The 22,708-nt window shown below is 64.0% G+C and carries 19 protein-coding genes; 10 read left to right on the forward strand and 9 right to left on the reverse strand.

Annotated features, from left to right (window positions below; all coding sequences use genetic code 11):
- Window positions 1-88: 88 nt before the first annotated feature.
- On the reverse strand, window positions 89-568 hold the full coding sequence (locus tag BN69_RS17780; protein WP_014893041.1) for a GNAT family N-acetyltransferase: 480 nt from the start codon (window positions 566-568) through the stop codon (window positions 89-91).
- The gene (locus BN69_RS17785) at window positions 565-1,356 is read right to left on the reverse strand and encodes an inositol monophosphatase family protein (protein ID WP_014893042.1); all 792 of its coding nucleotides are present in this window, start codon (window positions 1,354-1,356) and stop codon (window positions 565-567) included. The genes BN69_RS17780 and BN69_RS17785 overlap by 4 nt, the downstream gene beginning before the upstream one ends.
- A gap of 534 nt (window positions 1,357-1,890) precedes the next feature.
- On the opposite strand from BN69_RS17785, the gene rcdA reads away from it, so the two are divergent.
- The gene (gene rcdA / locus BN69_RS17790) at window positions 1,891-2,421 is read left to right on the forward strand and encodes a protease adaptor protein RcdA (RefSeq protein ID WP_014893043.1); all 531 of its coding nucleotides are present in this window, start codon (window positions 1,891-1,893) and stop codon (window positions 2,419-2,421) included.
- A 51-nt stretch (window positions 2,422-2,472) separates the two neighbouring features.
- Here the strand turns inward: rcdA and rpmE are convergent, their stop codons facing one another.
- On the reverse strand, window positions 2,473-2,703 hold the full coding sequence (rpmE, locus tag BN69_RS17795) for a 50S ribosomal protein L31 (RefSeq protein ID WP_014893044.1): 231 nt from the start codon (window positions 2,701-2,703) through the stop codon (window positions 2,473-2,475).
- 164 nt (window positions 2,704-2,867) lie between these two features.
- On the opposite strand from rpmE, the gene BN69_RS17800 reads away from it, so the two are divergent.
- On the forward strand, window positions 2,868-3,803 hold the full coding sequence (locus BN69_RS17800) for a homocysteine S-methyltransferase family protein (RefSeq protein WP_014893045.1): 936 nt from the start codon (window positions 2,868-2,870) through the stop codon (window positions 3,801-3,803).
- A gap of 52 nt (window positions 3,804-3,855) precedes the next feature.
- Here the strand turns inward: BN69_RS17800 and cpdR are convergent, their stop codons facing one another.
- Window positions 3,856-4,230 carry a cell cycle two-component system response regulator CpdR gene (cpdR, locus tag BN69_RS17805; RefSeq protein ID WP_014893046.1) on the reverse strand — a complete coding sequence of 125 codons (375 nt, stop codon included), beginning with the start codon at window positions 4,228-4,230 and terminating at the stop codon, window positions 3,856-3,858.
- Window positions 4,231-4,410: 180 nt separating this feature from the next.
- Here cpdR and BN69_RS17810 point away from each other — a divergent pair, with 180 nt between their 5' ends.
- Window positions 4,411-5,370: an N-formylglutamate amidohydrolase gene (locus BN69_RS17810; RefSeq protein WP_014893047.1), complete on the forward strand. Its 960-nt coding sequence runs from the start codon at window positions 4,411-4,413 to the stop codon at window positions 5,368-5,370.
- A 31-nt stretch (window positions 5,371-5,401) separates the two neighbouring features.
- Window positions 5,402-6,223, forward strand: coding sequence for a histidinol-phosphatase (gene hisN, locus BN69_RS17815; RefSeq protein WP_014893048.1), 822 nt, complete (start codon window positions 5,402-5,404; stop codon window positions 6,221-6,223).
- Here hisN and BN69_RS17820 read toward each other — a convergent pair.
- From BN69_RS17820 to BN69_RS17835, 4 genes are all read right to left on the reverse strand, one after another.
- Entirely contained in the window at window positions 6,220-7,167 is a 948-nt protein-coding gene (locus BN69_RS17820; protein WP_014893049.1) for an alpha/beta fold hydrolase, read from the reverse strand. The genes hisN and BN69_RS17820 overlap by 4 nt on opposite strands.
- Window positions 7,168-7,245: 78 nt before the next feature.
- Window positions 7,246-7,812 (reverse strand): TlpA family protein disulfide reductase, encoded by a 567-nt coding sequence (locus BN69_RS17825; RefSeq protein ID WP_014893050.1) that lies wholly within the window; start codon window positions 7,810-7,812, stop codon window positions 7,246-7,248.
- A 60-nt stretch (window positions 7,813-7,872) separates the two neighbouring features.
- Window positions 7,873-10,299, reverse strand: a complete 2,427-nt coding sequence (locus tag BN69_RS17830; RefSeq protein ID WP_014893051.1) for a TonB-dependent receptor — start codon at window positions 10,297-10,299, stop codon at window positions 7,873-7,875.
- 60 nt (window positions 10,300-10,359) lie between these two features.
- The gene (locus BN69_RS17835; RefSeq protein ID WP_014893052.1) at window positions 10,360-10,752 is read right to left on the reverse strand and encodes a hypothetical protein; all 393 of its coding nucleotides are present in this window, start codon (window positions 10,750-10,752) and stop codon (window positions 10,360-10,362) included.
- Window positions 10,753-11,022: 270 nt separating this feature from the next.
- Between BN69_RS17835 and BN69_RS17840 the strand changes: the two genes are divergently transcribed.
- Both BN69_RS17840 and BN69_RS17845 read left to right on the forward strand, forming a co-directional pair.
- The gene (locus tag BN69_RS17840) at window positions 11,023-12,129 is read left to right on the forward strand and encodes a helix-turn-helix transcriptional regulator (protein ID WP_014893053.1); all 1,107 of its coding nucleotides are present in this window, start codon (window positions 11,023-11,025) and stop codon (window positions 12,127-12,129) included.
- 149 nt (window positions 12,130-12,278) lie between these two features.
- Window positions 12,279-12,743 carry an Hsp20 family protein gene (locus tag BN69_RS17845; protein ID WP_014893054.1) on the forward strand — a complete coding sequence of 155 codons (465 nt, stop codon included), beginning with the start codon at window positions 12,279-12,281 and terminating at the stop codon, window positions 12,741-12,743.
- 163 nt (window positions 12,744-12,906) lie between these two features.
- On the opposite strand, the gene BN69_RS17850 is transcribed toward BN69_RS17845, so the two are convergent.
- Window positions 12,907-14,397 (reverse strand): hypothetical protein, encoded by a 1,491-nt coding sequence (locus BN69_RS17850; RefSeq protein WP_014893055.1) that lies wholly within the window; start codon window positions 14,395-14,397, stop codon window positions 12,907-12,909.
- A 445-nt stretch (window positions 14,398-14,842) separates the two neighbouring features.
- Here BN69_RS17850 and gltB point away from each other — a divergent pair, with 445 nt between their 5' ends.
- The 4 genes from gltB (at window position 14,843) to BN69_RS17870 (ending at window position 22,707) form a co-directional block, all read left to right on the forward strand.
- Complete coding sequence (gene gltB, locus BN69_RS17855; RefSeq protein ID WP_014893056.1) at window positions 14,843-19,537, forward strand: glutamate synthase large subunit; 4,695 nt, start codon at window positions 14,843-14,845, stop codon at window positions 19,535-19,537.
- 134 nt (window positions 19,538-19,671) lie between these two features.
- Entirely contained in the window at window positions 19,672-20,877 is a 1,206-nt protein-coding gene (locus tag BN69_RS17860) for a GGDEF domain-containing protein (RefSeq protein WP_014893057.1), read from the forward strand.
- 195 nt (window positions 20,878-21,072) lie between these two features.
- Complete coding sequence (locus tag BN69_RS17865) at window positions 21,073-22,491, forward strand: glutamate synthase subunit beta (RefSeq protein ID WP_014893058.1); 1,419 nt, start codon at window positions 21,073-21,075, stop codon at window positions 22,489-22,491.
- A gap of 6 nt (window positions 22,492-22,497) precedes the next feature.
- The gene (locus BN69_RS17870) at window positions 22,498-22,707 is read left to right on the forward strand and encodes a hypothetical protein (protein WP_014893059.1); all 210 of its coding nucleotides are present in this window, start codon (window positions 22,498-22,500) and stop codon (window positions 22,705-22,707) included.
- Window position 22,708 lies beyond the last annotated feature (1 nt).

Below are 22,708 nucleotides of genomic sequence, written 5' to 3' on the forward strand. Positions count from 1 at the left end.
AGAGAGCAAGATCGTTCGGCCGAAACTCGAATGCGCGAACAATATTATAGGAGCGAACGCCCGATGAAAACCCAGCGGGCGAGAATTGTTAGTCTCCTTGCGGCCGCCATTCCATCATGACGGTTTCGCGACCCGACAATGTGTTCGCGCCGCGTCCGACGCGCGAAAATCCGTCACGTTCGTAAAAACGGATGGCGCGAGCATTGTCCGCATTGACGTCCAGCCGAATAAGCCTTGGCGAGACGTTTCGCGCCGCCGACAGCAGCAACGCGCCGAAGCCTGCGCCGAATCTATCCGGAGCGACGCAAATCTGATCGAGCCAGCCGTCCGCCGGGTTGATCACGACGAAACCTGCAAGCGCCGACTGAGCGTCAAACAGGCAGAGCGTCACCGCTCCCGCTTCTTCCAACTCCCGAATGCGGCGCAGGAGCCAGTCGCGGCGCCCCTCGAAGTCGATCTCGGGATAGGTGACCCGCCAGGAGGCGACCCAAACGTCGAGAATGAACGGCCAGTCGGCGTCGACGCGCGCACGCAGACTCAGCGACGCATGTGCGGGCGGAGCGTTCATGCCTTCCTCATCAGATCGAGCAGCTGGCGGTGAATCGCCTCATTGCCTGCGCAGATCTCGCCCTTCCCAAGCATGTCTGCGCCGCCGGATAGATCGCTGACGAAGCCGCCGGCTTCACGCACGAGCACGATGCCCGCCGCCACGTCCCAGGAGCTGATGCCGCGCTCCCAATAGCCGTCGAAACGCCCGCAGGCGACCATCGCGAGATCGAGCGCCGCGGCGCCCAAGCGGCGAATATTTGCGATCTTTCCCATGCCGGCCGCAAGCTCGCGCTTGAAGGATTCATGGTCACGGACCCGCGCCAGCGGCGGAATTCCGCAGGCCACCATCGACTCGCCCAGCGAACGCCGCGCCGCGACGCGCATGCGGCGATTGTTGAAATAGGCGCCCTGGCCCAGTTCCGCGACGAACATGTCGTCGGTGGCGGGATTATAGATGAGGCCGGCGACGAGGCGATCCTCGCGCTCCAACCCGATAGAGATGGCGAAGACCGGAACGCCATGGAGGAAATTCGAGGTGCCGTCGAGCGGATCGATAATCCAGCGGTGGCTCTTGTCGGAACCTTCGATGACGCCGCCTTCCTCGAGAATGAAGCCGTAGCCGGGTCGCGCCTTCGACAATTCGTCGAACAGAGTCTTCTCGGCGCGCTTGTCCGCCGCGCTAACGAAATCGCCCGGACCCTTCACCGACACTTGGAGGTTCTCCACCTCCCCGAAATCGCGTTTAAGGCCGCGTCCCGCTTTCAGCGCGGCGGCGGTCATCACATTCATCAAGGCGGAGCGAATCATTTAAGGAGAGCCTAGGGGGAGGGTTGCGGGAGGTTCAACGCTTTTCGAGCGCCCGGAGACGCAACGCGAAGGCTTGTTCAAATGCGCCAGTTTTCGTCCTGGAGCCAGTCCCTTTTGCAGCTTGATTGACAGAAGGTTGCATTGACCTGAAACGTTCGGCGCTTGTTTCGTCCCGACGCTGGCGAGCGGCGCCAGGCCCGAGAAACGCGTCGTGGAAACGACTCTTCTGCCGCCCGATCTTCCCATCGGCTCAAAGGCCCGACAACGGGCAGTTTGACGCGTTAACCTTAAATTAAGGATTATCGTGCAGCCTGAATGCGTCCCTTAAGTGGGACATTCGAGTGGCTTCTTCTCCACTCGTCCTTGATGCCTCCCTGTCAAGATGCCTTGAGAGCCGCCATCGCGGCTCTCTTTTTGCGTTCGGCGTGGCCTCGTTAAGGTTAAGGAAAGGCTAAGCGCGCGCCCTTCGGTCCTCTGCGTTACAGTCCATGCCATAGAAAGACGCAACCGCGTCGCATTTGCGTGAACGTTCGCATGGCTCGAGTCAAAGGCAGCGCAGGGGAGAAGCAGCCGGTCTCTTTCATCGAGAGACTGGCGGGATCCGAGGGCTTTTGCGCCCTGTTTCGCGAAGGAATGAGCCTCGTCGAGGAGGCCGCCTCCTATCTCGACGGCGACGGCCGTCTCGACGCGAAGGCGCTGCCGCGGACCGAAGCGCTCGCCTATGCGGCGGAAAGCATGCGGCTGACGACAAGGCTGATGCAGATTGCGTCCTGGCTGTTGGTGCAGCGCGCGGTGAATCAGGGCGAGCTGACGCGCCATCAGGCGGCGAGCAACCGCCATCGCGTCAAGCTTCGCGAACAGGAGCTGGCCTCGGCCCCGGAACTTTTTCAGCGCTTGCCGCACCGTCTGCGCGAGCTGTCGCTGCAGTCGCTGCGCCTGCAAGCCCGGATCATCCACCTTGACCGGCTGATCCATGCGCTCGAGCCGGCGCTCGCCGCGCCGGCGCCGGCCTCCAGTCCGGTCGAAGCGCAGATCGCGAGGCTGCGCGCCGCTTTCGCCCAGTAATATCCTTCAGGCGAACCAACTGGAGGCGGCGGTTCAACCGCCGCCTTCCTTTTATTTCTTGCCGAAAGAGAGATTTCCGAAGCGGGAGTTGAAGCGCGACAAGCGTCCGCCGCGGTCGAGCAGTTGCGTCGACCCGCCCGTCCAGGCCGGGTGCGTCTTCGGGTCGATGTCGAGGTGCATCGTGTCCCCCGCCTTACCCCAGGTGGAACGGGTCGTAAATTCCGTGCCGTCGGTCATCACGACCTTGATCATATGATATCCGGGGTGGATGTCCTTCTTCATAGCGACGCATCCTTTTTGCGATGGAAACGACGGAAGACCCACGCCGCAGCGGCGCGGGGTCGGCCGTTCGAAACAAGCGAATTTGCTGGCGCTGATAACGCACTGCGGGCAAATGGGCAAGTTGGCCCCTAACGGCCGGGCGCCATAAGCGAGGAATATAGAATATGACCGGACGCCGAGCCGATCTGCCGCAGCTGAAGCCGGGGCTCTTCGTCAGCGACGGCGGCATGGAGACGACGCTGATCTTCCATGAAGGCGTCGCGTTGCCGCATTTCGCGTCATTTGTCCTGCTCGACAGCGAGGAGGGCCGGGCGCGGCTCCGCGCCTATTACGAGCGCTACCTCGCGATCGCGCGCCGCCACGGACGCGGCTTGATGCTGGACAGTCCGACGTGGCGCGCCAATCCCGACTGGGGCGCGAGGCTCGGCTATGACGCGGCAGGGTTGAAGCGCATCAATGAAGCATCGATCGCGCTTCTCGACGAACTTCGGCAGGCCTGGGAGACGGCTCAAACGCCGATCGTCGTGGCCGGCGTGATCGGGCCGCGCGGAGACGGCTATGCGGAAGGGCGCATGAGCGCTGCGGAAGCGGAAGACTATCACGCGCCGCAGATCGCCTCCTTCGCCCAAACGGACGCCGACATGGTCGCGGCCTATACCTTGAATTACGTCGAGGAGGCGATCGGGATCGCCCGCGCCGCCCGCGCGCGCGCCATGCCCTGCTCAATCTCCTTCACGGTGGAGACCGACGGCAAGCTCGTCGGCGGGCGGAGCCTGCGCGACGCCGTCGAGACGGTGGATCGCGAAACCGACGCGGCGCCGGCCTATTATACGATCAACTGCGCGCATCCGACGCATTTCGAGCAGGCGCTCTCCGCGGACGCGCCCTGGATGAAACGGCTGCTCGGCGTCAAGGCCAATGCTTCGACGAAAAGCCACGCCGAGCTGGATGAGTCGGAAACGCTCGACTCGGGCGATCCGATTGATCTGGGCCGCAGATATCGGAAATTGCGCGAGACATATCCCGGCTTGCGCATCCTCGGCGGATGTTGCGGGACGGACGATCGCCACGTTGCGGCGATCTGCGAAGCCTGCGCTTAAATCGCGTTATTTGATCCGCATCTGGGCTAAACACCAGCATGGTCTGAAGCGCTCAGGCCGCAAGCATCCGGTGCACCTCGGTGACCAAATCCCGCAGATGGAAGGGCTTGGAGAGGATTTTCGCCTGTCGCGGCGCCTGACTGTCGGGGTTGAGCGCCACGGCGGCGAAGCCGGTGATGAACATGACCTTGAGGTCGGGATCGAGTTCGGTCGCGCGGCGGGCGAGTTCGATTCCGTCCATCTCGGGCATGACGATATCGGTCAGCAGGAGTTCGAAGGGTTCGACCCGCAGCTGATCATAGGCGGAAAGCCCGTTGTCGAATGAGGTGACCGAAAAACCGGCCTGCTGCAAAGCCTTGACCAGGAAGCGCCGCATGTCGTTGTCGTCTTCCGCAAGCAGAATTCTAGCGGTTGGTCTGTCGTTCATCGCCATCCTCGCGGGGTTTTTAGCCATATCGCCCGAGCTTCGTAAATTTCAGGTGAAACCGGGGTGGCGCCGCGTTAACTTAGCGCCCAGTGTCGCGCGACGCATCGTCCTTTTTGAGCTGATCCGCCACGCCGGCGCTAGCCTGAAGAGGCGGTCGCGGCGCGCAAACGAGAAAAACGAATGAACGATGGCATGCGCGAGTGGCGCGAGACCAATTTGACGGCGACGCCCTGCTGCGAACCGGAATTTGAACGCGCCTTCGACATCATCGAGCCGGACGCGCTTGTTTCGCCGCTGGTCTTTTCCTCGCCGCATTCAGGGCGGATCTATCCTGCGCGCTTTCTCGCCGCGACCCCGCTCGACGCGGCGACGCTGCGCCGTTCGGAAGACGCCTATGTCGACGATCTCTTCGCCTCGGCCTCGTCGATGGGGGCGCCTCTGCTGCGGGCGCGCTTTCCCCGCGCCTATCTCGATCTCAATCGCGAACCCTACGAACTCGACCCCAAGCTCTTCGACGGCGCGTTGCCGTCCTTCGCCAACACGCGCTCTCTGCGCGTCGCGGCCGGACTGGGCACGATCCCGCGCGTGGTCGCCGACGCGCGCGAGATCTATGCAGGCCGCCTCACGCTCGAGGAAGGCTTGCGGCGCATCGACGGGCTCTACAAGCCCTATCATGCGGCCTTGCGCGGGTTGATGGAGCGCGCCGCGGCGCGTTTTGGCGTCGCCGTGCTGATCGACTGCCATTCGATGCCTTCGACCGGCGCCCGCGATCCCTTGCTCTCGACGCGGGGCGACAAGCGGCGCATCGACTTCGTCATCGGCGACCGCTACGGCGCGAGCGCCTGCACCGGGCTCGTCGACGTCGTCGAGGATCGATTGCGCGGCCGCGGCTATCACGTCATGCGCAATCGGCCCTACGCGGGCGGTTTCATCACCGAGCATTACGGCAAGCCCGTCGCGGGCTGGCACGCGCTGCAGATCGAAGTGTCGCGTGGTCTTTACATGGACGAGTCTACGCTTCAGAAGAACGAGCGTTTCGACGCCGTCGCCCGCGATCTTGCGGACGTCATGGCGGTGGTGGCGCGGCACGAAGACTTGAGCGAGATTTTGGGCGGCGAGCGGCGGGCGGCGGCCGAATAGGCGGGCGTCGACCGTCCCGCTGGGAGCTGGCATGACCGCCGTTGATTTCGAGAAGTTCGTTGAGCGACTCGCCGACGTTTCGGCGGAAGCCATCATGCCTTTTTTCAGGACCGCGCTCGCCGCCGACGACAAGGCGCATGGCGGGGCGTTCGATCCGGTCACGGAAGCCGACCGCGGCGCCGAACTCGCCATGCGGCGGCTGATTGAGGCGACCTTCCCCGACCATGGGGTCTATGGCGAAGAATTCGGACATTTGCGCGAAAACGCCGAATATGTCTGGGTGCTTGATCCGATCGACGGCACCAAGAGCTTCATCTGCGGCCTGCCGCTGTGGGGCACGCTGATCGGCCTGACGCATCGCGGGCGCCCCTGCTACGGCCTGATGAGCCAGCCGTTTACCCGCGAGCGCTTCTTCGGCGACGGCGAGGCCGCCTATTGGCGGGGGCCGGCGCGCGGGCCGGGGGGCGCGCGCGGCGTTCTTGAGACGCGCAAGATCGCCTCGCGCCACTGTCCAAAGCTCGCGCAGGCGACGCTGATGACGACCTCGCCGCTGCTGATCGATCCGGCGCTGCGCGAGCATTTTCACCGCGTCGAGCGCGGGGCGCGGCTTTCCCGCTACGGCGGCGACTGCTACGCCTATTGCGCGCTTGCGGCCGGCCATGTCGACCTCGTCATCGAGACGAATTTGCAGCCCTACGACATCGTCGCGCTGATTCCGATCATCGAGGGCGCGGGGGGCGTCGTCACCAACTGGAGCGGCGGCGCGGCGGCGCTGGGCGGCGCCATCGTCGCGGCGGGCGACCCGGCGCTGCACGAAGAGGCGTTGAAGCTGCTCGGCGATCACGCTCTCTAGGAAACGCGCGCCTCGCCCGGGATGAAAGCGTCGAAGCCGCGCCAGAACTGACTGCGAAACTCGTCGCGCTCCATCATCAGTTCATGCTTGGCGCCGGGGACCATCGCGAGAACGCCGCTGTCGAGATTTTGAGCAAAACGCTCGATGGCGCCGTTAGAGACGATCATCTCGCGACCGCAGCCGAACATCAGGATGGTCGCGCGGATGCTTCGGGCGTAGTCGGGCGATTCGAAGCCCCTCATGAGACGGAAGGCGGCGTTGACCCAGCCGATCGTCGGATCGCCGATGGCGAGCTGCGGCGCCTCCCTGAGAATGGCGGCGTTTCGTTCGAAGCGGACGCGATCGGTGGTCAGCAGATTGCGTTCGAAGGGCTTCTCGATAAAGGAGGCGCCGGTTCCGCCCGGAATGTACATGCCGCCCAGTCCGCACATGTCGAGCGTGTCGGCGAGCCAGCGCGAGGCGCGCGGAAACCGCAGATTGGCGAGGTCGATCATGGGGGCGGTCAGCACGAAGCGCTGGAACGGCGTTTTTCCTGCATGCGCCGCGTCCAGCAGGATGGCCGCGCCCATGGAATGGGCGAGCGCGAACCAGGGCTTCGGCCGGTCGCTCAACACCTGGGAGATGAAAACCTCCAGATCGCGTTGATATTGCGAGAAATCGTCGATGTGGCCCTTACGCGGGTCGGCGAGCTCGCGCTCCGAGCCGGCTTGGCCGCGCCAATCGAGCGCCACCACGTCGAGGCGGCGGCTGCGCAAATCCTCGATGGTCTCGAAATATTTTTCGATAAATTCATTGTGGCCCTGAAACAGCGCCACCGTGCCGCGCGCTCTCTCGCTGCAGGGAAAAGCGGCGGCGCGCAATCGCCGGCCGTCCCGCGTCTTCAGGGTGTAAACGGCGGCGCCCTCGGGGATCGGGTTGCCGGGCGACGCGACAAGTTCTCGCATGGGATCTCCTCGGCGCTCTCAGGCCGAATCTTCGCGCCAGGATAATGCATTTTGGCGACAAGGCCGAACGGCGCCGTTTCAGTCGGCGCAGAAAGCGGCGAGGCGTTGCGGCTCGGCGAAGTTCATTCTGCCGTTGACGATGGCGTCGACGCGTCCGGACGCGCCGATGAAATAGTGGAGAGGGGTGACGACGGCGCCGTCGGCCATAGCGCCATAGAAGGCCCGAGCGCTCATGGCTTTCGACACGTCCGTCCTCGTGGAATCGCCAACGCGAAAGATCTTCCACGGCAGGCCGTAGGTTTTAAACTTCGCCGCATCCTTGGGATAATCGCTCGCGCGCGCCGAAACGAAGACGATGTTCCAGCGCTCCGGGCAGGCCTCGGCGATCGCCTTGAAGCCTTTCATTTCGGCGAGACAATTCGGACACCAATACGCCCACAGGCTGACAAGCGTCGGCCGGCCATTCGCCATCAGCGCGCGCAGATCGAGCGGCGCGCCATGTGCGCCGACAAGTTCGACCTCCCTCAAAGAGGCCTTCATTTCGTCCTCGGTGACGGCGCGCGGCGCATTCGTCCCGATGATCTCGGCGTGCGCCGACGCAAGCGTGGCGCACAGCGAAGCACTAATAATAAGGAGTCGTCGCATCAGAACGTCCGAGAACAGGCGGCGCAACGGCGCGCCGCCTTGCAAGATAGCATGCCGCGGTCAGAACCTTACGGTGAGGCCAGCGTAAAAATTGCGGCCCATGCCGGGCACCTGACGCACGCTCGCAAGACCCACATTGCGTCCGAACAGGAAGGCGTTGCGCGAATAGTTCGTTAAATCGAATCCGCCAAGCGGCAACGAGTAAAGCGCGTCGGTGACATTGTCGACGCCGAGGTCAATCCGCATATTGCTCCAGTCATAGGCGGCGCGCAGATTGAGCAGCGCATATGCCGGGGTCGTAAACTCGCCCTTGTTGGCCGACACGTGATCCTTGGGCGCGACGAGTTGCGTTTCGGCGGCCATGCTCAATCCGCCAATCTGGTGCTCGAGCGCGATGCGCGCATTGGCCGGCATCAGGTTCCACAGACCATCGCCCTTCTTGATCAAGAAGGACGCGGCAGAGCACAAGCCGTTGCCCGGCAGACAATATTGCGGATTGCCGATGTCGAGATTTCGTCCATAGACGAAACTGACGACGCCGACCGCCTGCAGTCTGCCGTATTCGGGCGATTCATGCAGCTTCACTCGGCCCGAGCCATCGACGCCATAGAGCTCCGCCCTGAAATTGCGGAACTGCATGATCTGAAAAATATAGGAATTCGCCACCGGGAAGGTGTTGAAGGTCCCGCCGGTTCTCGCGCCGTCGATATAGTTCTCGACATAGGTGTAGAAGGGCGAGATCCGCGCTTCCCAATTGTTGGCGCCGGACATGTCGCGCCACGCGCCGGTGAATGCGACATTGTGCGCCACTTCCGGCTTCAGATTGAGGTTGCCGGTATAGCCATTGCCGTCGCCGAACCAGTTGAACATCGCCGTGAACGGGCCCGCCACCGGCCAGGTGTAGCGTTCATAGAGATTGGGCGAGCGCGTCTTGCGCGAATAGCCGAACTCGTAAAGGCTGCCGGGCTCCGGCTCGTAGCGCGCCAGAGCGGTCATGTCGAAATTGATGTCGGTGCGCGCGCGATTTTGCGCGTTGAAGATATTGACCGCCAAATTATTCGCGCGGGCGATCAAAGGCGTGTTGGGGAAGACGAAGGGCGTGTAGCTCTGGCCAGGACCAGTGTCCATCCAGACGATGTCGTTGCGCACGCCGATCAGGCTCGACCACTGAACTGTCCAGCGGCGCTCCCATTCGGCATAGGTTCCGACGCGATTGCGCTGGCCGCCGTTGATGTTCACATTCGCGAAAGGCCGGCTCAAACTGCCGGGCGGCGTGGCGAACCCCTGCGTGAAGCCGGTGAGATCGGAAGGCCAATAGTCCTGCAGCCGATAGCCGTGGAACTCGTTGCCGATGCGGAAGAGATCCTGTTCGCTGTATGGAATTTCCGCTTTTACCGAATAGCCGAAGTCGCGGCCGAGCGCGATCATCGGGTGATTGAGCCAGAATCTGTCCTCCAGGAATCCCATCTTGTGGAAGACCTGATGCCAGTAGGCGCGCGCCTCCAGCGTGCCCCATTCGAAGGCGCCCTTGTAGAGGGCGTCCAGCGAATAGGAGCGATTGCGCGTCATATCCATGCGCTGGTTCGGAAAGCCCTGATAGGGGATGTTCTGATAAGCGCCGCGGAAGGTGAACAGATGCCCTTCATTCTGGTAGCCGAGCGTGACGGCGTGATTCTCGGACATGAAGTTCGTTGAGAGAACTTTGTCGCCGTTGCCGCCGGCGTGATAGTTCGTCGCGCGCTGCCAGGAGCCATTGTAGAGCAGGCTCCAATGGTCGTTGGCCATGTTGATGTTCGCTGAAACGCCGACGCCATTGTTGTTGCCGCGGAAGAAGGCGGAAACTGTTCCCGTCGCCAGCACTTCATTGTTGGGGCCAAAGCGCAGCGTTCCCGGAATCGGCAGCGGCAAATAGGGAACGGGCGGGTAGGGGCTCGCGGCGACGATCGGCGATACAGGGGCGCCGCCCGGCGCAACGCCGCCCGGCGCGACGACCGGCGTCGCAAAGACCGGCGATTTCGGCGTGACGAGGATCGAGCCGCCGATCGAATCGCCGCCTTTGCTGACTGACGAGACCGCGGTCACGATTTCAACCCGACCGATCGTGTTGGGATCGGTGTAGCTCAACGGCGAATTCATGTGATTGGCGCAGGAAGACGTGGCCTGCACGCCGCCGACGACGATCTTCAGCCGATCGTCGGCGAGTCCGCGGATCGCGGGGATGCCGGAGACGCCGCCGCCCGTCTGCACGCTGACGCCCGGCTGATGCTCGAGAAGCTTCGCGGTATCCGTCTCCGGCGGCTTCTCCTCGACGATTTCTTTTTGGGTGACGACGGTCTCGTCGGCCTTATCCGGCGGCGGCGTGGTTGGCGCCCTCTGCGCCGCGCCGACGACGATCTGCGGAAGAGAGACTTGCGCCTTGGCGGCCGCAAGCGAGGCGAGGATCAACGCGCAAGCGCTTGCGCCGCGCAGCAGGACGGGACGGTACATGGGATGAGTTCTCCTGATCCGCCGGCGAACGGCGGTTGAAACGGTGTGTGTTTTGTTTCGTCAGGAGAGCGCGGGAGGCGCGCGCGAGCGCGTTTCGCCCGGCCGGCGCCGTTCGCGCGGTTCAAAGGGCCAGGCGTCGAAAAAGACAAGCGGCGTTGGCGGCTGTTCGAGCCGCGCGATCGGCGGCCTTTCGGAAATGAAAGGCGGAGTTCCGATCGGGCAGGCGCCGCAGTGCGCGTGCCAGCCATGCGCCGGCGTGCGGCCCGGCGCCGTCTCGTCCGCGGCGGGGTGACTGGCGACGCAGAACTCCTGCGTCGCCGACAGGGCCGCATGCGGCGCGATCGTCGTCTGCAACAAAGCCGAAACGACGAAAAGCGTCGCGGCAAGAAAGGCGCGCAGGCCTTTCCGCCGTGCGCCCGTCTTTGCTGTCGTCGTTGAAGCCGAAGGTGACATGCCGCCGCGCCGATTCATTTCGCGCAACTTAGCCGCTACGTTTTTCTCCGGTTCCCCCCGATCGGGAGGGCGCCGCTCGGCCTTTGCGTAAATTCTTGTCCTTGTTGCAGTTGCGCAACACAGTAGCTAAGCTGCGATGGAATGGCGTCCCGGTGTTTTTGCCGATTCTTCTAGGGGCTCCAGGGCAAAAGGACCTTTCGCTGCGGGGAAAGCGCCATCGCGAAGACCGGCTTTGCGAAGGTGTGGCGAGAGGTCGCACCGGGTGAAGACATGACCTCAACGAAAGATGCGGATGCGCGCGTCATCGCGGCGATCAAAGCCGCGGGCGCCGAAGCGCAGCACTGGCCCGATACGCTCGACGAGATTGCGCGTTTCCTGGATGCGCGTTTTGCGGCGCTGCTGTTCGAAGACCGTTGTTCGGCGCTGTTGGAGCTCAAGCATTCGACGCGCGCCGAGAAAGCGTGGATCGTCGAATATCTGCGCAATCATCGCAAACTCGATCCCGTCAAGGCGCGAGTCCTGGCCGAGATTGGCGTCGGTCGGGCGTTCTCGTCGGAGGACTTCGTCTCGCGGGACGAGCTTCGTCACAGCGGCGCCTACCAGCGCTGGATGGCGCCCTTCGGCCTCGCCGATATGATCGGCGGCGTCATCCATCGCTCCGAGACGGGCGCTTGCCTCTTCGTCGCCTTTCGCGACGAGGCCGCAGGTCTTGTCGACATCGAGGCGAAGAGGCGTCTTGACGCGCTTCTGCCGCATCTCGCGAAGGCCATTGCGCGGCACAAGCCGGCGCCTGACACATCGGCTCTCGTCGAATTGTTCGAGGAGCTGACGTCGCCCGTGCTTGTCGTCGACAACAGGATGCGCGTCGTCCATCGGAATCGCAGCGCCGACGAGATGCTCGGCGAGGGCGATGCGCTGGCGATCTCCGGCGAAGCGCTGACAGTGCGCGATCCGCGCGCAAAGGAGGCTTTGGAGCGAGCGCTCGCCCAGATCGGCGGCGCCGATGCGGAAGCCTTCGCGATCATGGTCAAACGCGGAGAGTCGCGCTGCTGCGTGATGCATGTGCTGCCGCTGTCGAAGGGGCTGTCGGCGCTGTTTCTGCGCAGGCTCGCCCTCAACGCCAGCGAAAGTGGAGCGGTCGCCGCGGGCGTGTTCGGCCTCACCGCCCGCGAGAGTTCGGTGCTGCTCGCCATCGCCGAAGTGGGCGGCGTCCCGGCCACGGCGCGCGCGCTTGGCCTGAGCGAGGGAACCGTCAAAGGCTATTTGAAAAGCATTTTCCAGAAGACCGGCGCCAGCCGGCAGGCGGATCTGGTCAGGCTTGTGCTTGCCCTCGAGTCGCCGTTCCGCGCGCCCGAGCGCCAATCGCTGCCCGCCTGAAATTCTGTGTCGCCGACCCCGCCGGGCGCCTCTTGAACGACGCCGCAGGCCTTCCTAAATCGTTGCCAGCGCGGGCCGTAACGGACGCGCTAAGAGGCGCGGCGCGATAACGCTAGCGCGCCGCATGTCGCTCAACTGGAGGATATGTCATGCGTCAGTTCGATCTCTCTCCGCTGTACCGCCAGACCGTCGGCTTCGACCGTCTGTTCAACCTGCTCGATCAGGCCAGCGGCTTCGAGACGTCCCAAAGCTACCCGCCTTACAATATCGAGCGCACCGGCGAGAACGCCTATCGCGTGACCCTCGCGGTCGCGGGCTTCTCGCGCGAGGAACTCTCGGTCGAGACCAAGGAAAACACGCTGTCGGTGAAAGGCTCGAAAGAGCCGGCGCAGCCTTCCGACGGCCGCGAGGTCCTGCATCAGGGCATCGCCGCCCGGGCGTTTGAGCGTCGGTTCCAGCTTGCCGACCACGTCGTCGTCACCGGCGCCAGCCTCGTCAACGGCTTGCTGCATGTGGATCTCGTGCGCGAGATTCCCGAGGCGCAGAAACCCCGCCGCATTGACATCGGCGTCGCCGCGCCGGCCGCGACGATCGTCGAGTCAAAGGCTGCCTAGAGCGCTTCCCGATCACGTGGAATCATGCGATCGATAAGGAATCGCTCAAAATCAAACCGTTGGAGCAGGTTCTCATCGAAAAGTCTGTCAACTTTTTCGGAACCTGCTCTAAAGCCGGAAAGTTTGAGGAAAATGCCGGAGGCGCCCGTTCGGGCGCCTCTTTTTATCCGCCGGTCTTCGGCTTTGCGGCGTCCTCGGGCGTTTTCGCCGTCGCTGAACCCATCGGGGCGGAATTCGGCGGCGTCGACGCGGTCGGGGTCACGACAGTCGTGCCGCTTGCGCCCGGCGGCGGGACGATCGCCCGGCGCGAGAGGCCGCCGGCGGCGCGGGCGGCCGCTGCGCGCTTCGCAGGCATGGAGACGCCGTGCGGAGGCGCGGCGGGCTTTTCGGCGATCTGCGCCGCTGGCGCAGCGCTGGGCGCAACATCAGCCGAGACCGGCGCCGGCGATGTGGGGGCGCTTTCAGGGCTTTGCGGCGACTGCTGCGTCGCTTGCGCTTGCGGCGGCGTGCTGGCGGCCTCGGCGTTCGTCTGCCTCGAAGTTGGATCCGCCGCCGGCTTGTCGGCGGCGGGGTCCTTAGCGGCCTGCGTCGAAGGAGCCGCGCCAGAGTCCGCAGCCCTTTCTGCAGAGGCCGGCGCCGGCTGAGCTGAGCTTTCCGTGGCTGGCTGCGGCCCCTGGGCCGCTTGCGCCGGCGCTGCGGCGCTGGCTTCGTCGGCCTTCCGCTCCGACGGAGCCGAAGACGTGATCGGCTTGTCGCCGGCGGTCTTATCGGCTGTCGGCGCCGCAGGCGTCGCCGTTAAAGCTTGGCCTTTCTGCTCCGGGCTCGACGCCGGCGGCGTCTCGGCGCCCGACGTGGGCGCGGTCTTGGCGCTCTGAGCGTTCGGCTTGGGCTCCTGCGACTGGGCGGCGGTTGGCGCAGGGTTGGACTCGGTCGGCGCAGCCGCGGCGGGCGCCGGAGCAGGGGAGGCGGCGGGCGCGGCCGCCATCGGCGCCTCGGGTGGCGCTATGGGCTTCGTCGTCGGGGCGATTGCGCGCGAACTCTTCGACGCAGCGCTTTTCTGCGCCGCCCGAGCGCGCTGTTGGCTGGCGCCGTTCGGCGCCTTATCCGCCAAAGCTGCGCCGCCGGGCTGCTGGCGTCCGCGTTCCGCATCGGGGTAGCGGCCGGCGTCAAAGCCGCGAGCGGCCGGGCCGGGGCCGGCCGCCCCGGGACCGCCGGCGCCTGGGGACGGGTATGGAGCTCCGGCGGTCGACGGGGGCGCGCCATAAGCATCGCCGCCGGAAGGTCCGTAAGCGCCGCCATAGCGTGGCCCGCGATCATACATCGGCGGAGGTCCAAGCCTCACCGCGCGCAAGATGCGGCCCTCGTAGGGGTCGATGATGAAGCGCATCTCGCCCTCGCGGCGACTGACGCCGGTGGCGACGACCTGATCACCACGGCGACCGAGCGGTCCAATGAGTCGATAGCCCTCGCGTCCAAGAATCGAGGCGACGGCCCGACGGGAGGCGAAGGCGGGCTCCTCCTCCGGGACCGGGGTGCGGTAGCTATAGGCGAACGGCCGAAAGAAAAACTGCGCGGCGGCGTGCTGCGGAGCGGCGGCGCTCGCCGCCAGCGCCAACGCGAACGGCAAAACCGCTTTCCCATTGAATGACCGCATTGATTCTTTCCTATCCAGCCCTCTCGGCGGCGCGGATGCTCTGACAACATTGCGGCGAGCATTGGACCGTCAACCGTCCAAAGTCCAAGCGGTTGCTTGTCACTTCAGCGTAAATCTGGCAGTAATTTAGCCCGCAGATATGTCAGTGTTGCTGACCTTAAGGCGGCGCGCGCTTTTGGAGCCTCTGTTCATTTTCACGGTCGCCGCTCGACACGCGCCGCGGCCAACGTAAATGAGAGGGCGCGCAAAGTGGCGCGTCCCTTGCCTTGCGCCTGGACGCAAGACGAGGACGCGCAGGTTTCGCGATCGTTGCGAAACCTGCGTTACAGGAATGCGAGAGTCGGGCTTCGACGATTTAGGTCACGCCTACGACAGTTTTATGGTTCGATGAGCGGGCGGGAGGGGCGCAGGAAAAGGCGCGCCGTCCTGTCGAGGAGACGCCGAAATGACGAAACCCGCCGAGCACTTCGCTGAAGCCGGACCGCAGCCGCTCGGCCGCGACCCCGCTCTTCCGCAGGCGCAAGGTCTTTATGATCCCGCCAAGGAGCATGATTCCTGTGGGGTGGGCTTCGTCGCCAACATGCGCAACGAGAAGTCGCACGCCATCGTCGAGATGGGCCTGCAGATATTGCTCAATCTCGATCACCGCGGCGCCGTCGGCGCTGATCCCAAGCTCGGCGACGGCTGCGGCATCCTGGTTCAGATCCCCCATGCGTTCTTCAAGGCGGAGTGCGCGAAGCTCGGCATCGCGCTTCCCGCCGCCGGCGATTACGCCATCGGGCAGTTTTTCCTGCCGCGCGATCCCGAAACGCGCGCGCGCGCGCGCGGCATCATCGAAAAGTCGATCGAAGAAGAAGGGCTCGTGGTTCTGGGTTGGCGCGATCTTCCCGTCGATTCGAGCGATCTCGGCGAGGCGGTGAAGGCGGTCGAGCCGCATCATGCGCAAATCTTCATCGGGCGGGGGCCGAACGTCGCTGACGCCGACATCTTTGAGCGGCGCATCTATCTGGCGCGCAAGGCGGCCTCGAACGAAATTTACCGGCTCGGCAATGGCGGACGGGAGTTTTACGCCGTCTCGGTCTCCTCGCGCACGATCGTCTACAAGGGCATGGTGCTCGTCTCGCAGCTCGGCGAATATTTCCTCGATCTCAAGGACGAGCGTTTTATCTCGGCGCTGGCGCTCGTGCATCAACGCTTTGCGACGAACACCTTCCCGTCGTGGCGGCTGGCGCATCCTTACCGCTTCGTGGCGCATAACGGCGAAATCAACACGCTTCGCGGCAATCTCAACTGGATGGCGGCGCGCCAGGCGTCGGTCTCCTCGCCGCTGTTTGGCGACGGGATCAGCAAGCTGTGGCCGATCTCCTATGAGGGTCAGTCGGACACCGCCTGCTTCGACAATGCGCTCGAATTCCTCGTGCGCGGCGGCTATTCGCTCGCGCATGCGGTGATGATGCTGATTCCGGAAGCGTGGGCCGGCAATCCGCTGATGGACGCCGACCGCAAGGCTTTCTACGAGCATCACGCGGCGCTCATGGAGCCTTGGGACGGTCCCGCCGCCATGGCTTTCACCGACGGGCTCCAGATCGGCGCGACGCTCGACCGGAACGGATTGCGGCCGGCGCGCTATCTCGTCACCGATGACGGCCTCGTCGTCATGGCGTCGGAAATGGGCGTGTTGCCGATTCCCGAAGAGAAGATCGTTACAAAGTGGCGTCTCCAGCCCGGCAAGATGCTGCTTGTCGATCTGGAGCAGGGACGCATCATTTCCGACGACGAGATCAAGAAGGAGCTGTCGAACTCACATCCTTACAAGGAGTGGCTGGCGCGCACGCAAATTCAGCTCGAGGATCTGAAGCCTGTCGATACGCGTCCGGCGCGCTGGGACGTGTCGATGCTCGACCGTCAGCAGGCCTTCGGCTACACGCAGGAGGACCTCGATCTTTTGCTTTTCCCGATGGCCGTCACAGGCCAGGAGGCGATCGGCTCCATGGGCACGGACACGCCCGTGTCGGCGCTCTCCGACAAGGAGAAGCTGCTCTACACCTATTTCAAGCAGAACTTCGCGCAGGTCACCAATCCGCCGATCGATCCGATCCGCGAAGAGCTGGTCATGAGCCTCGTGTCCTTCATCGGTCCGCGGCCCAATATTCTCGACCATGAAGGCTCGGCGAACAAGAAGCGTCTCGAAGTGCGCCAGCCGATCCTGACGAGCGAGGATCTCGAAAAGATCCGCTGGATCGGCACGGTCGAGGATAGTTTCGACACCAAGACGATCGACGTCACTTACGACGCCGCGAAGGGCGCCGAAGGCATGCACGCCGCGATCAAGCGGCTATGTCAACGCGCCGAGGAGGCGGTCAGCGGTCGCTACAACATCATTATCCTCTCGGACCGCATGGTCGGGCCGGACCGAATCCCGATTCCCGCGCTGCTCGCGACCGCGGCGGTGCATCATCATCTGATCCGCAGAGGGCTGCGCACCTCCGTCGGCCTCGTCGTCGAGACCGGCGAGGCGCGCGAGGTGCATCATTTCTGCTGCCTCGCGGGCTATGGCGCCGAGGCGATCAATCCTTATCTCGCCTTTGAAACGCTCATTGCCTCGGCGGAGGAGTTCCCCTCCGACGTCGACGGTCCGACGGCCGTAAAGCGCTTCATCAAGGCGGTCGACAAGGGCATTCTCAAGGTGATGTCCAAGATGGGCATCTCCACCTATCAGTCGTATTGCGGCGCGCAGATCTTCGACGCGGTCGGTCTTGCGCAGAGCTTCATCGATGAATTCTTCACCGGCACGACGACGCGCATCGAAGGCGTCGGGCTTGAAGAGATCGCGCGCGAGACCGTGCGTCGCCATCGCCTCGCCTTCAGCGACGCGCCCGTTTACAAAGAGGCGCTCGACGTCGGCGGCGATTACGCCTACCGCATCAGAGGCGAAGCGCACAGCTGGACGCCGCAGACCGTGTCGCTGCTGCAGCACGCGGTGCGCGGCAATGCGCAAGACAAATATCGCGCTTTCGCCAAGCTCCTGAATGAGCAGGACGAGAAGCTTCTCAATCTGCGCGGGCTGTTCCGCGTCAAAGGCGCGGAGGAGGACGGTCGGAAGCCGGTTCCGCTCGACGAGGTCGAGCCGGCGAACGAGATCGTCAAGCGCTTCTCGACGGGCGCCATGTCGTTTGGCTCCATCTCGCGCGAGGCGCATACGACGCTCGCCATCGCCATGAACCGCATCGGCGGCAGATCCAACACCGGCGAGGGCGGCGAAGAGGCGGATCGATTCAAGCCGCTGCCGAACGGCGATTCAATGCGCAGCGCCATTAAGCAGGTGGCGTCCGGCCGCTTCGGCGTGACGACGGAATATCTCGTCAACGCCGACATGATTCAGATCAAGATGGCGCAGGGCGCCAAGCCAGGCGAAGGCGGCCAGCTGCCCGGCGACAAGGTCGACGCGGTCATCGCCAAGGTGCGCCATTCGACGCCCGGCGTCGGCCTGATCTCGCCGCCGCCGCATCACGACATCTATTCGATCGAGGATTTGGCGCAGCTCATCTTCGACTTGAAGAACGCCAATCCGCGCGCCGCCGTGTCGGTGAAGCTCGTTTCGGAAGTCGGCGTCGGCACGGTCGCCGCCGGCGTCTCCAAGGGCCGCGCCGATCATGTGACGATCTCCGGCTTCGAGGGCGGCACCGGCGCTTCCCCATTGACGTCGATCAAGCACGCGGGCTCGCCGTGGGAGATCGGGCTCGCCGAAACGCATCAGACGCTCGTGCTGAACAATCTGCGTTCGCGCATCGCCGTGCAAGTCGACGGCGGGTTGCGCACCGGCCGCGACGTGGTGATCGGGGCGCTGCTCGGGGCCGACGAGTTCGGCTTCGCGACGGCGCCGCTGATCGCGGCGGGCTGCATCATGATGCGCAAGTGCCATCTCAACACGTGCCCGGTCGGCGTCGCGACTCAGGATCCCGTTCTGCGCAAGCGCTTCGTCGGCTTGCCGGAACATGTCATCAACTTCTTCTTCTTCGTCGCCGAAGAAGCGCGTGAACTCATGGCCTCCATGGGGTATCGCAGCTTCGACGAGATGATCGGGCAGATGCAAATGCTCGACAAGGAGAAGGCGATTGCGCATTGGAAAGCGCGCGGTCTCGATTTCTCCAAGCTGTTCTTCAAGCCGCAGGGCGAAGGCGGAGCGATCCGGCACAGCGCCGCGCAGGACCACGGCCTGGACAAGGTCCTCGACAACAAGCTCATCGCCGAAGCGCGCGCGGCGCTCGATCGCGGCGCGAAGGTCTCCATCGAGACGCCGATCCGCAACGTCGACCGCGCCACCGGCGCGATGCTCTCCGGCGAGGTCGCGCGAATTTACGGCCATGCGGGACTGCCCGAGGACACGATCGACATTCGCGCGACGGGCACCGCGGGCCAGAGCTTTGGGGCGTTCGTCGCGCGCGGCGTGACGCTGCGTCTGGAAGGCGAAGCCAACGACTACGTGGGCAAGGGCCTGTCGGGCGGCAAGCTGATCATCTATCCGTCGCGCGACGCCGGGCAGATCGACCCCTCAAATTCGATCATTGTCGGCAACACCGTTCTCTACGGCGCCATCGCCGGCGAATGCTATTTCCGCGGCGTCGCCGGCGAACGCTTCGGGGTAAGAAATTCGGGCGCGCTCGCCGTCGTCGAGGGCGTTGGCGATCACGGCTGCGAATATATGACGGGCGGCGTCGTGGTCGTTCTCGGGCAGACCGGCCGCAACTTCGCGGCCGGCATGTCGGGCGGCATCGCCTATGTCCTTGACGAGGATGACGCGTTCTCGACGCGCTGCAATCTCGCCATGGTCGACCTCGAGCCGGTGCGCGACGAGGAGATCGTCATGACCGAGACTTATCACCAGTCCGGCGATCTGGAAGGCCACGGCCGCGTCGACGTGATGAGCGACATGACGCGCTTCGACGCCGAGCGGCTGCGTCAGCTGATCGCCAACCACCTGCGCTACACCGGCTCGACGCGGGCGCGCGACATTCTGGCGGATTGGCCAAATTACGTGGGCAAGTTCCGCAAGGTGATGCCGGTCGAGTATCGGCGCGCGCTCAACGAACTCAACGCGCGTAAGCGGCAGCCGCAACAGCTGAAAGCCGCGGGCGAATGAATAGGCGCTCCTGAATCGGAGGCGAAGTTCGAGCTTCGCCTTTGCCTTTGTCAACAATGATTGTTAAAGAGAGGGAGTCGGGCTAACCTGCTTTAAACGCGGCGGTTTTTCCTTGACGGCGGCCAGGAAGCCTGATGCGAGACGACTCTAGAGTTTACAGCTTGCCGCGCTGGCCCGCGATGCGCTGGCTCGTGAACCCGGGGCATGGCGCGACTCGCGACATCGAGGTGGCGTTGATTGGCGGGTTGTTCGGAACCCTGCCAGTCTTTTTTGGCGGCGTCATCAATACGATTGTCGTGTCGGGAGCGATCGCCGCGCGCGAGCAGACGCTCCCCTTCGTCGCTTGGTTCGTCTTTGAAATCATGCTCGGCGCCGTGCGTCTGATCGTCCTGAACGTCTCGCGGCGCGCCGCTCTCGAGCATCGCCCGACGCCGACCGATGTTTATCTCCTGCTTCAGCTTTTATGGAGCAGCGGCGTCGGCTACGGCGCCTTTATAAGCCTCGCGAGCGGCGACTGGGTGTCCGCGACGCTCGCTTGTCTCTCCGGGTCCGCCATGGTCGGCGGAATTGGGTTTCGCAATTTTGGCGCGCCGCGTTTGGCCGGCGCGATGATCCTGACGAGCCTCGGCCCCTTCCTGCCGGGCGCCGCCCTTTCTGGCGAACCGTTGCTTTATCTTGTTTTTCTTCAGATTCCCTTCTATCTCGCCGCCATGATCGCCGCCGCCTACAGCTTGAATAAAATGCTTATTGCGACGATGCAGGCCGAACGTCTGAACGATCATCGCGCCAAGCATGATGCGCTCACCGGCCTGTCGAACCGTGTCGGGCTCGCCGCCGCGGTTGACGCGAATGCGAAAAGCGCGCCGATCCAGGGCGGCGATTTGGCTGTCCTTTTTCTCGATCTCGACAACTTCAAAATCGTCAACGATACGTACGGACATGCCGCCGGAGACAGGTTGCTCAAATCGGTCGCGGAGCGCCTCCGCCAGTCCTTGCGCGCGACCGACCTGGCGGCGCGGATTGGCGGCGACGAATTCGTGGTGCTCGCCAAGAACTTGACGAGCGAGCAGGCGGCGGAGCTGAGTCACCGGCTGACGAATTCCATATCGGCGCCATATGACCTCGGCGACGGCGTTTGCGCGACGATCGGCGTAAGCGTCGGCATCGCTCTGGTGACGGAACATGGCGCAGACGCGGAGGCGCTTCTCGCGGTGGCCGATGAAGCGCTTTATGAGGCGAAGGCTCAGAGGCAGGTGAACTTGCTGCACACCCTCGTCAAGGAGGATCAGTCTCGCCGCATCGCGCCGGAGTCGCGCGGCATGCGCCCCAGCACTCAATAGCGGACGCTGGCGATCGTCACGACGCGGAAGCGTCGCGGCTTGACGGCGACCCCTCGAAAGCGTTTAGAAAACATCCAAGATCGCGGCGGCTCGGGACGATCGGGAAAGTGAATTGGCTTTTCCACGCGAGACTGCCGCGCCGACGAGGATCGCCGTTTGCCGCCGCGACGCGCGGCGCGAGAGGTGCGCGACAAGATGGGCAAGGTGACCGGGTTTCTCGAGATTGACCGGCATGACCGCAAATATAAGCCGGCGGCCGACCGCATTCGCCATTATCGCGAATTCGTCATTCCGTTGTCGGACGAGACCACGCGCAGCCAAGCCTCGCGCTGCATGGATTGCGGCATTCCGTTTTGCCATAACGGCTGCCCGGTCAACAATCAGATTCCCGACTGGAACGACCTCGTCTACCACGGCGAGTGGCGGCGCGCGCTCGTCAATCTCCATTCCACCAACAACTTCCCGGAGTTCACCGGCCGCGTCTGTCCGGCGCCCTGCGAAGCCTCTTGCACGCTGAATCTCCAGGACCAGCCGGTCACCATCAAGACCATCGAATGCGCGATCATCGACCGCGGATTCGAGCAGGGCTGGGTCGTGCCCGAGCCGCCGAAGCGCAAAACAGGCAAGAAGATCGCCGTGGTCGGCTCCGGGCCGGCGGGACTTGCGGCGGCGCAGCAACTCGCGCGCGCCGGCCATGACGTGCATGTCTACGAAAAGCACGCCAAGGCCGGCGGCCTGCTGCGCTACGGCATTCCCGACTTCAAGATGGAGAAGCACCTCATCGACCGTCGGGTTCAGCAGATGGAGGCGGAAGGGACGGTGTTTCACTGCGGCGTTCATGTCGGCGTCGATTTGTCAGCCGACGATCTGGTCGCAGGCCATGACGCCGTTGTCCTCGCCGGCGGCGCCGAACAGCCGCGCGATTTGTCGATCCCCGGCCGCGAATTGCGCGGGGTTCACTTCGCCATGGATTTTCTGCCGCAGCAGAATCGCCGGGTCTCGGGCGAGCCGCTCTCAACCAACGAGCCGATCCTGGCCACCGGCAAACATGTCGTGGTCATCGGCGGCGGCGACACCGGTTCGGACTGCATCGGCACCTCGGTGCGCCAGGGGGCGCTTTCGGTCACCCAGCTCGAAATCATGCCGCATCCCCCCGAGAAGGAGAACAAGCTGCTGACGTGGCCCGATTGGCCGCTAAAGCTGCGCACCTCTTCCTCGCACGACGAGGGTTCCTCGCGGGAATTTTCGGTGCTGACGCGCGAATTCGAGGGCGCGGACGGCGCGGTGAAGGCGCTGCGCTGCGTGCGCGTCGACGGAAAAATGCAGGAGGAGCCCGGAAGCGACTTCAAGCTTAGGGCCGATCTGGTGCTGCTTGCGATGGGCTTTGTATCGCCGGTGCGGGAAGGCTTGCTCGAAACGCTCGGAGTCGATCTCGATTCGCGCGGCAATGTCGCGGCGGACACGCGCGCCTATCGGGCGTCGCGCGAGAAGATCTTCGCCTGCGGAGACATGCGGCGCGGACAATCGCTCGTCGTCTGGGCCATTCGCGAGGGACGCCAATGCGCCCACTCGGTGGACGAATTCCTGATGGGCGAAACCAATCTGCCAAGGTGAGAGTAAATGGTCAGTGAAAAGCTAAATCTCTGGTATTGCGACACCTTCGTCAGCACGCCCTGGCAATTCTACTTTCTCATCGTGCCGCTCATAGGGGCCTTCTTTTATGGCCGTCAGAGATACAAGCTCGCCTGGTCGCTGATCGGCTTTTGGGTCGCCGCTCAAGTGACCTTTTCGGCGCTCACCAATCTCGTGTTCAGTTGCGCGCTCGAATAGG

Source organism: Methylocystis sp. SC2 (genome assembly GCF_000304315.1).
Taxonomy (GTDB): Bacteria; Pseudomonadota; Alphaproteobacteria; order Rhizobiales; family Beijerinckiaceae; genus Methylocystis.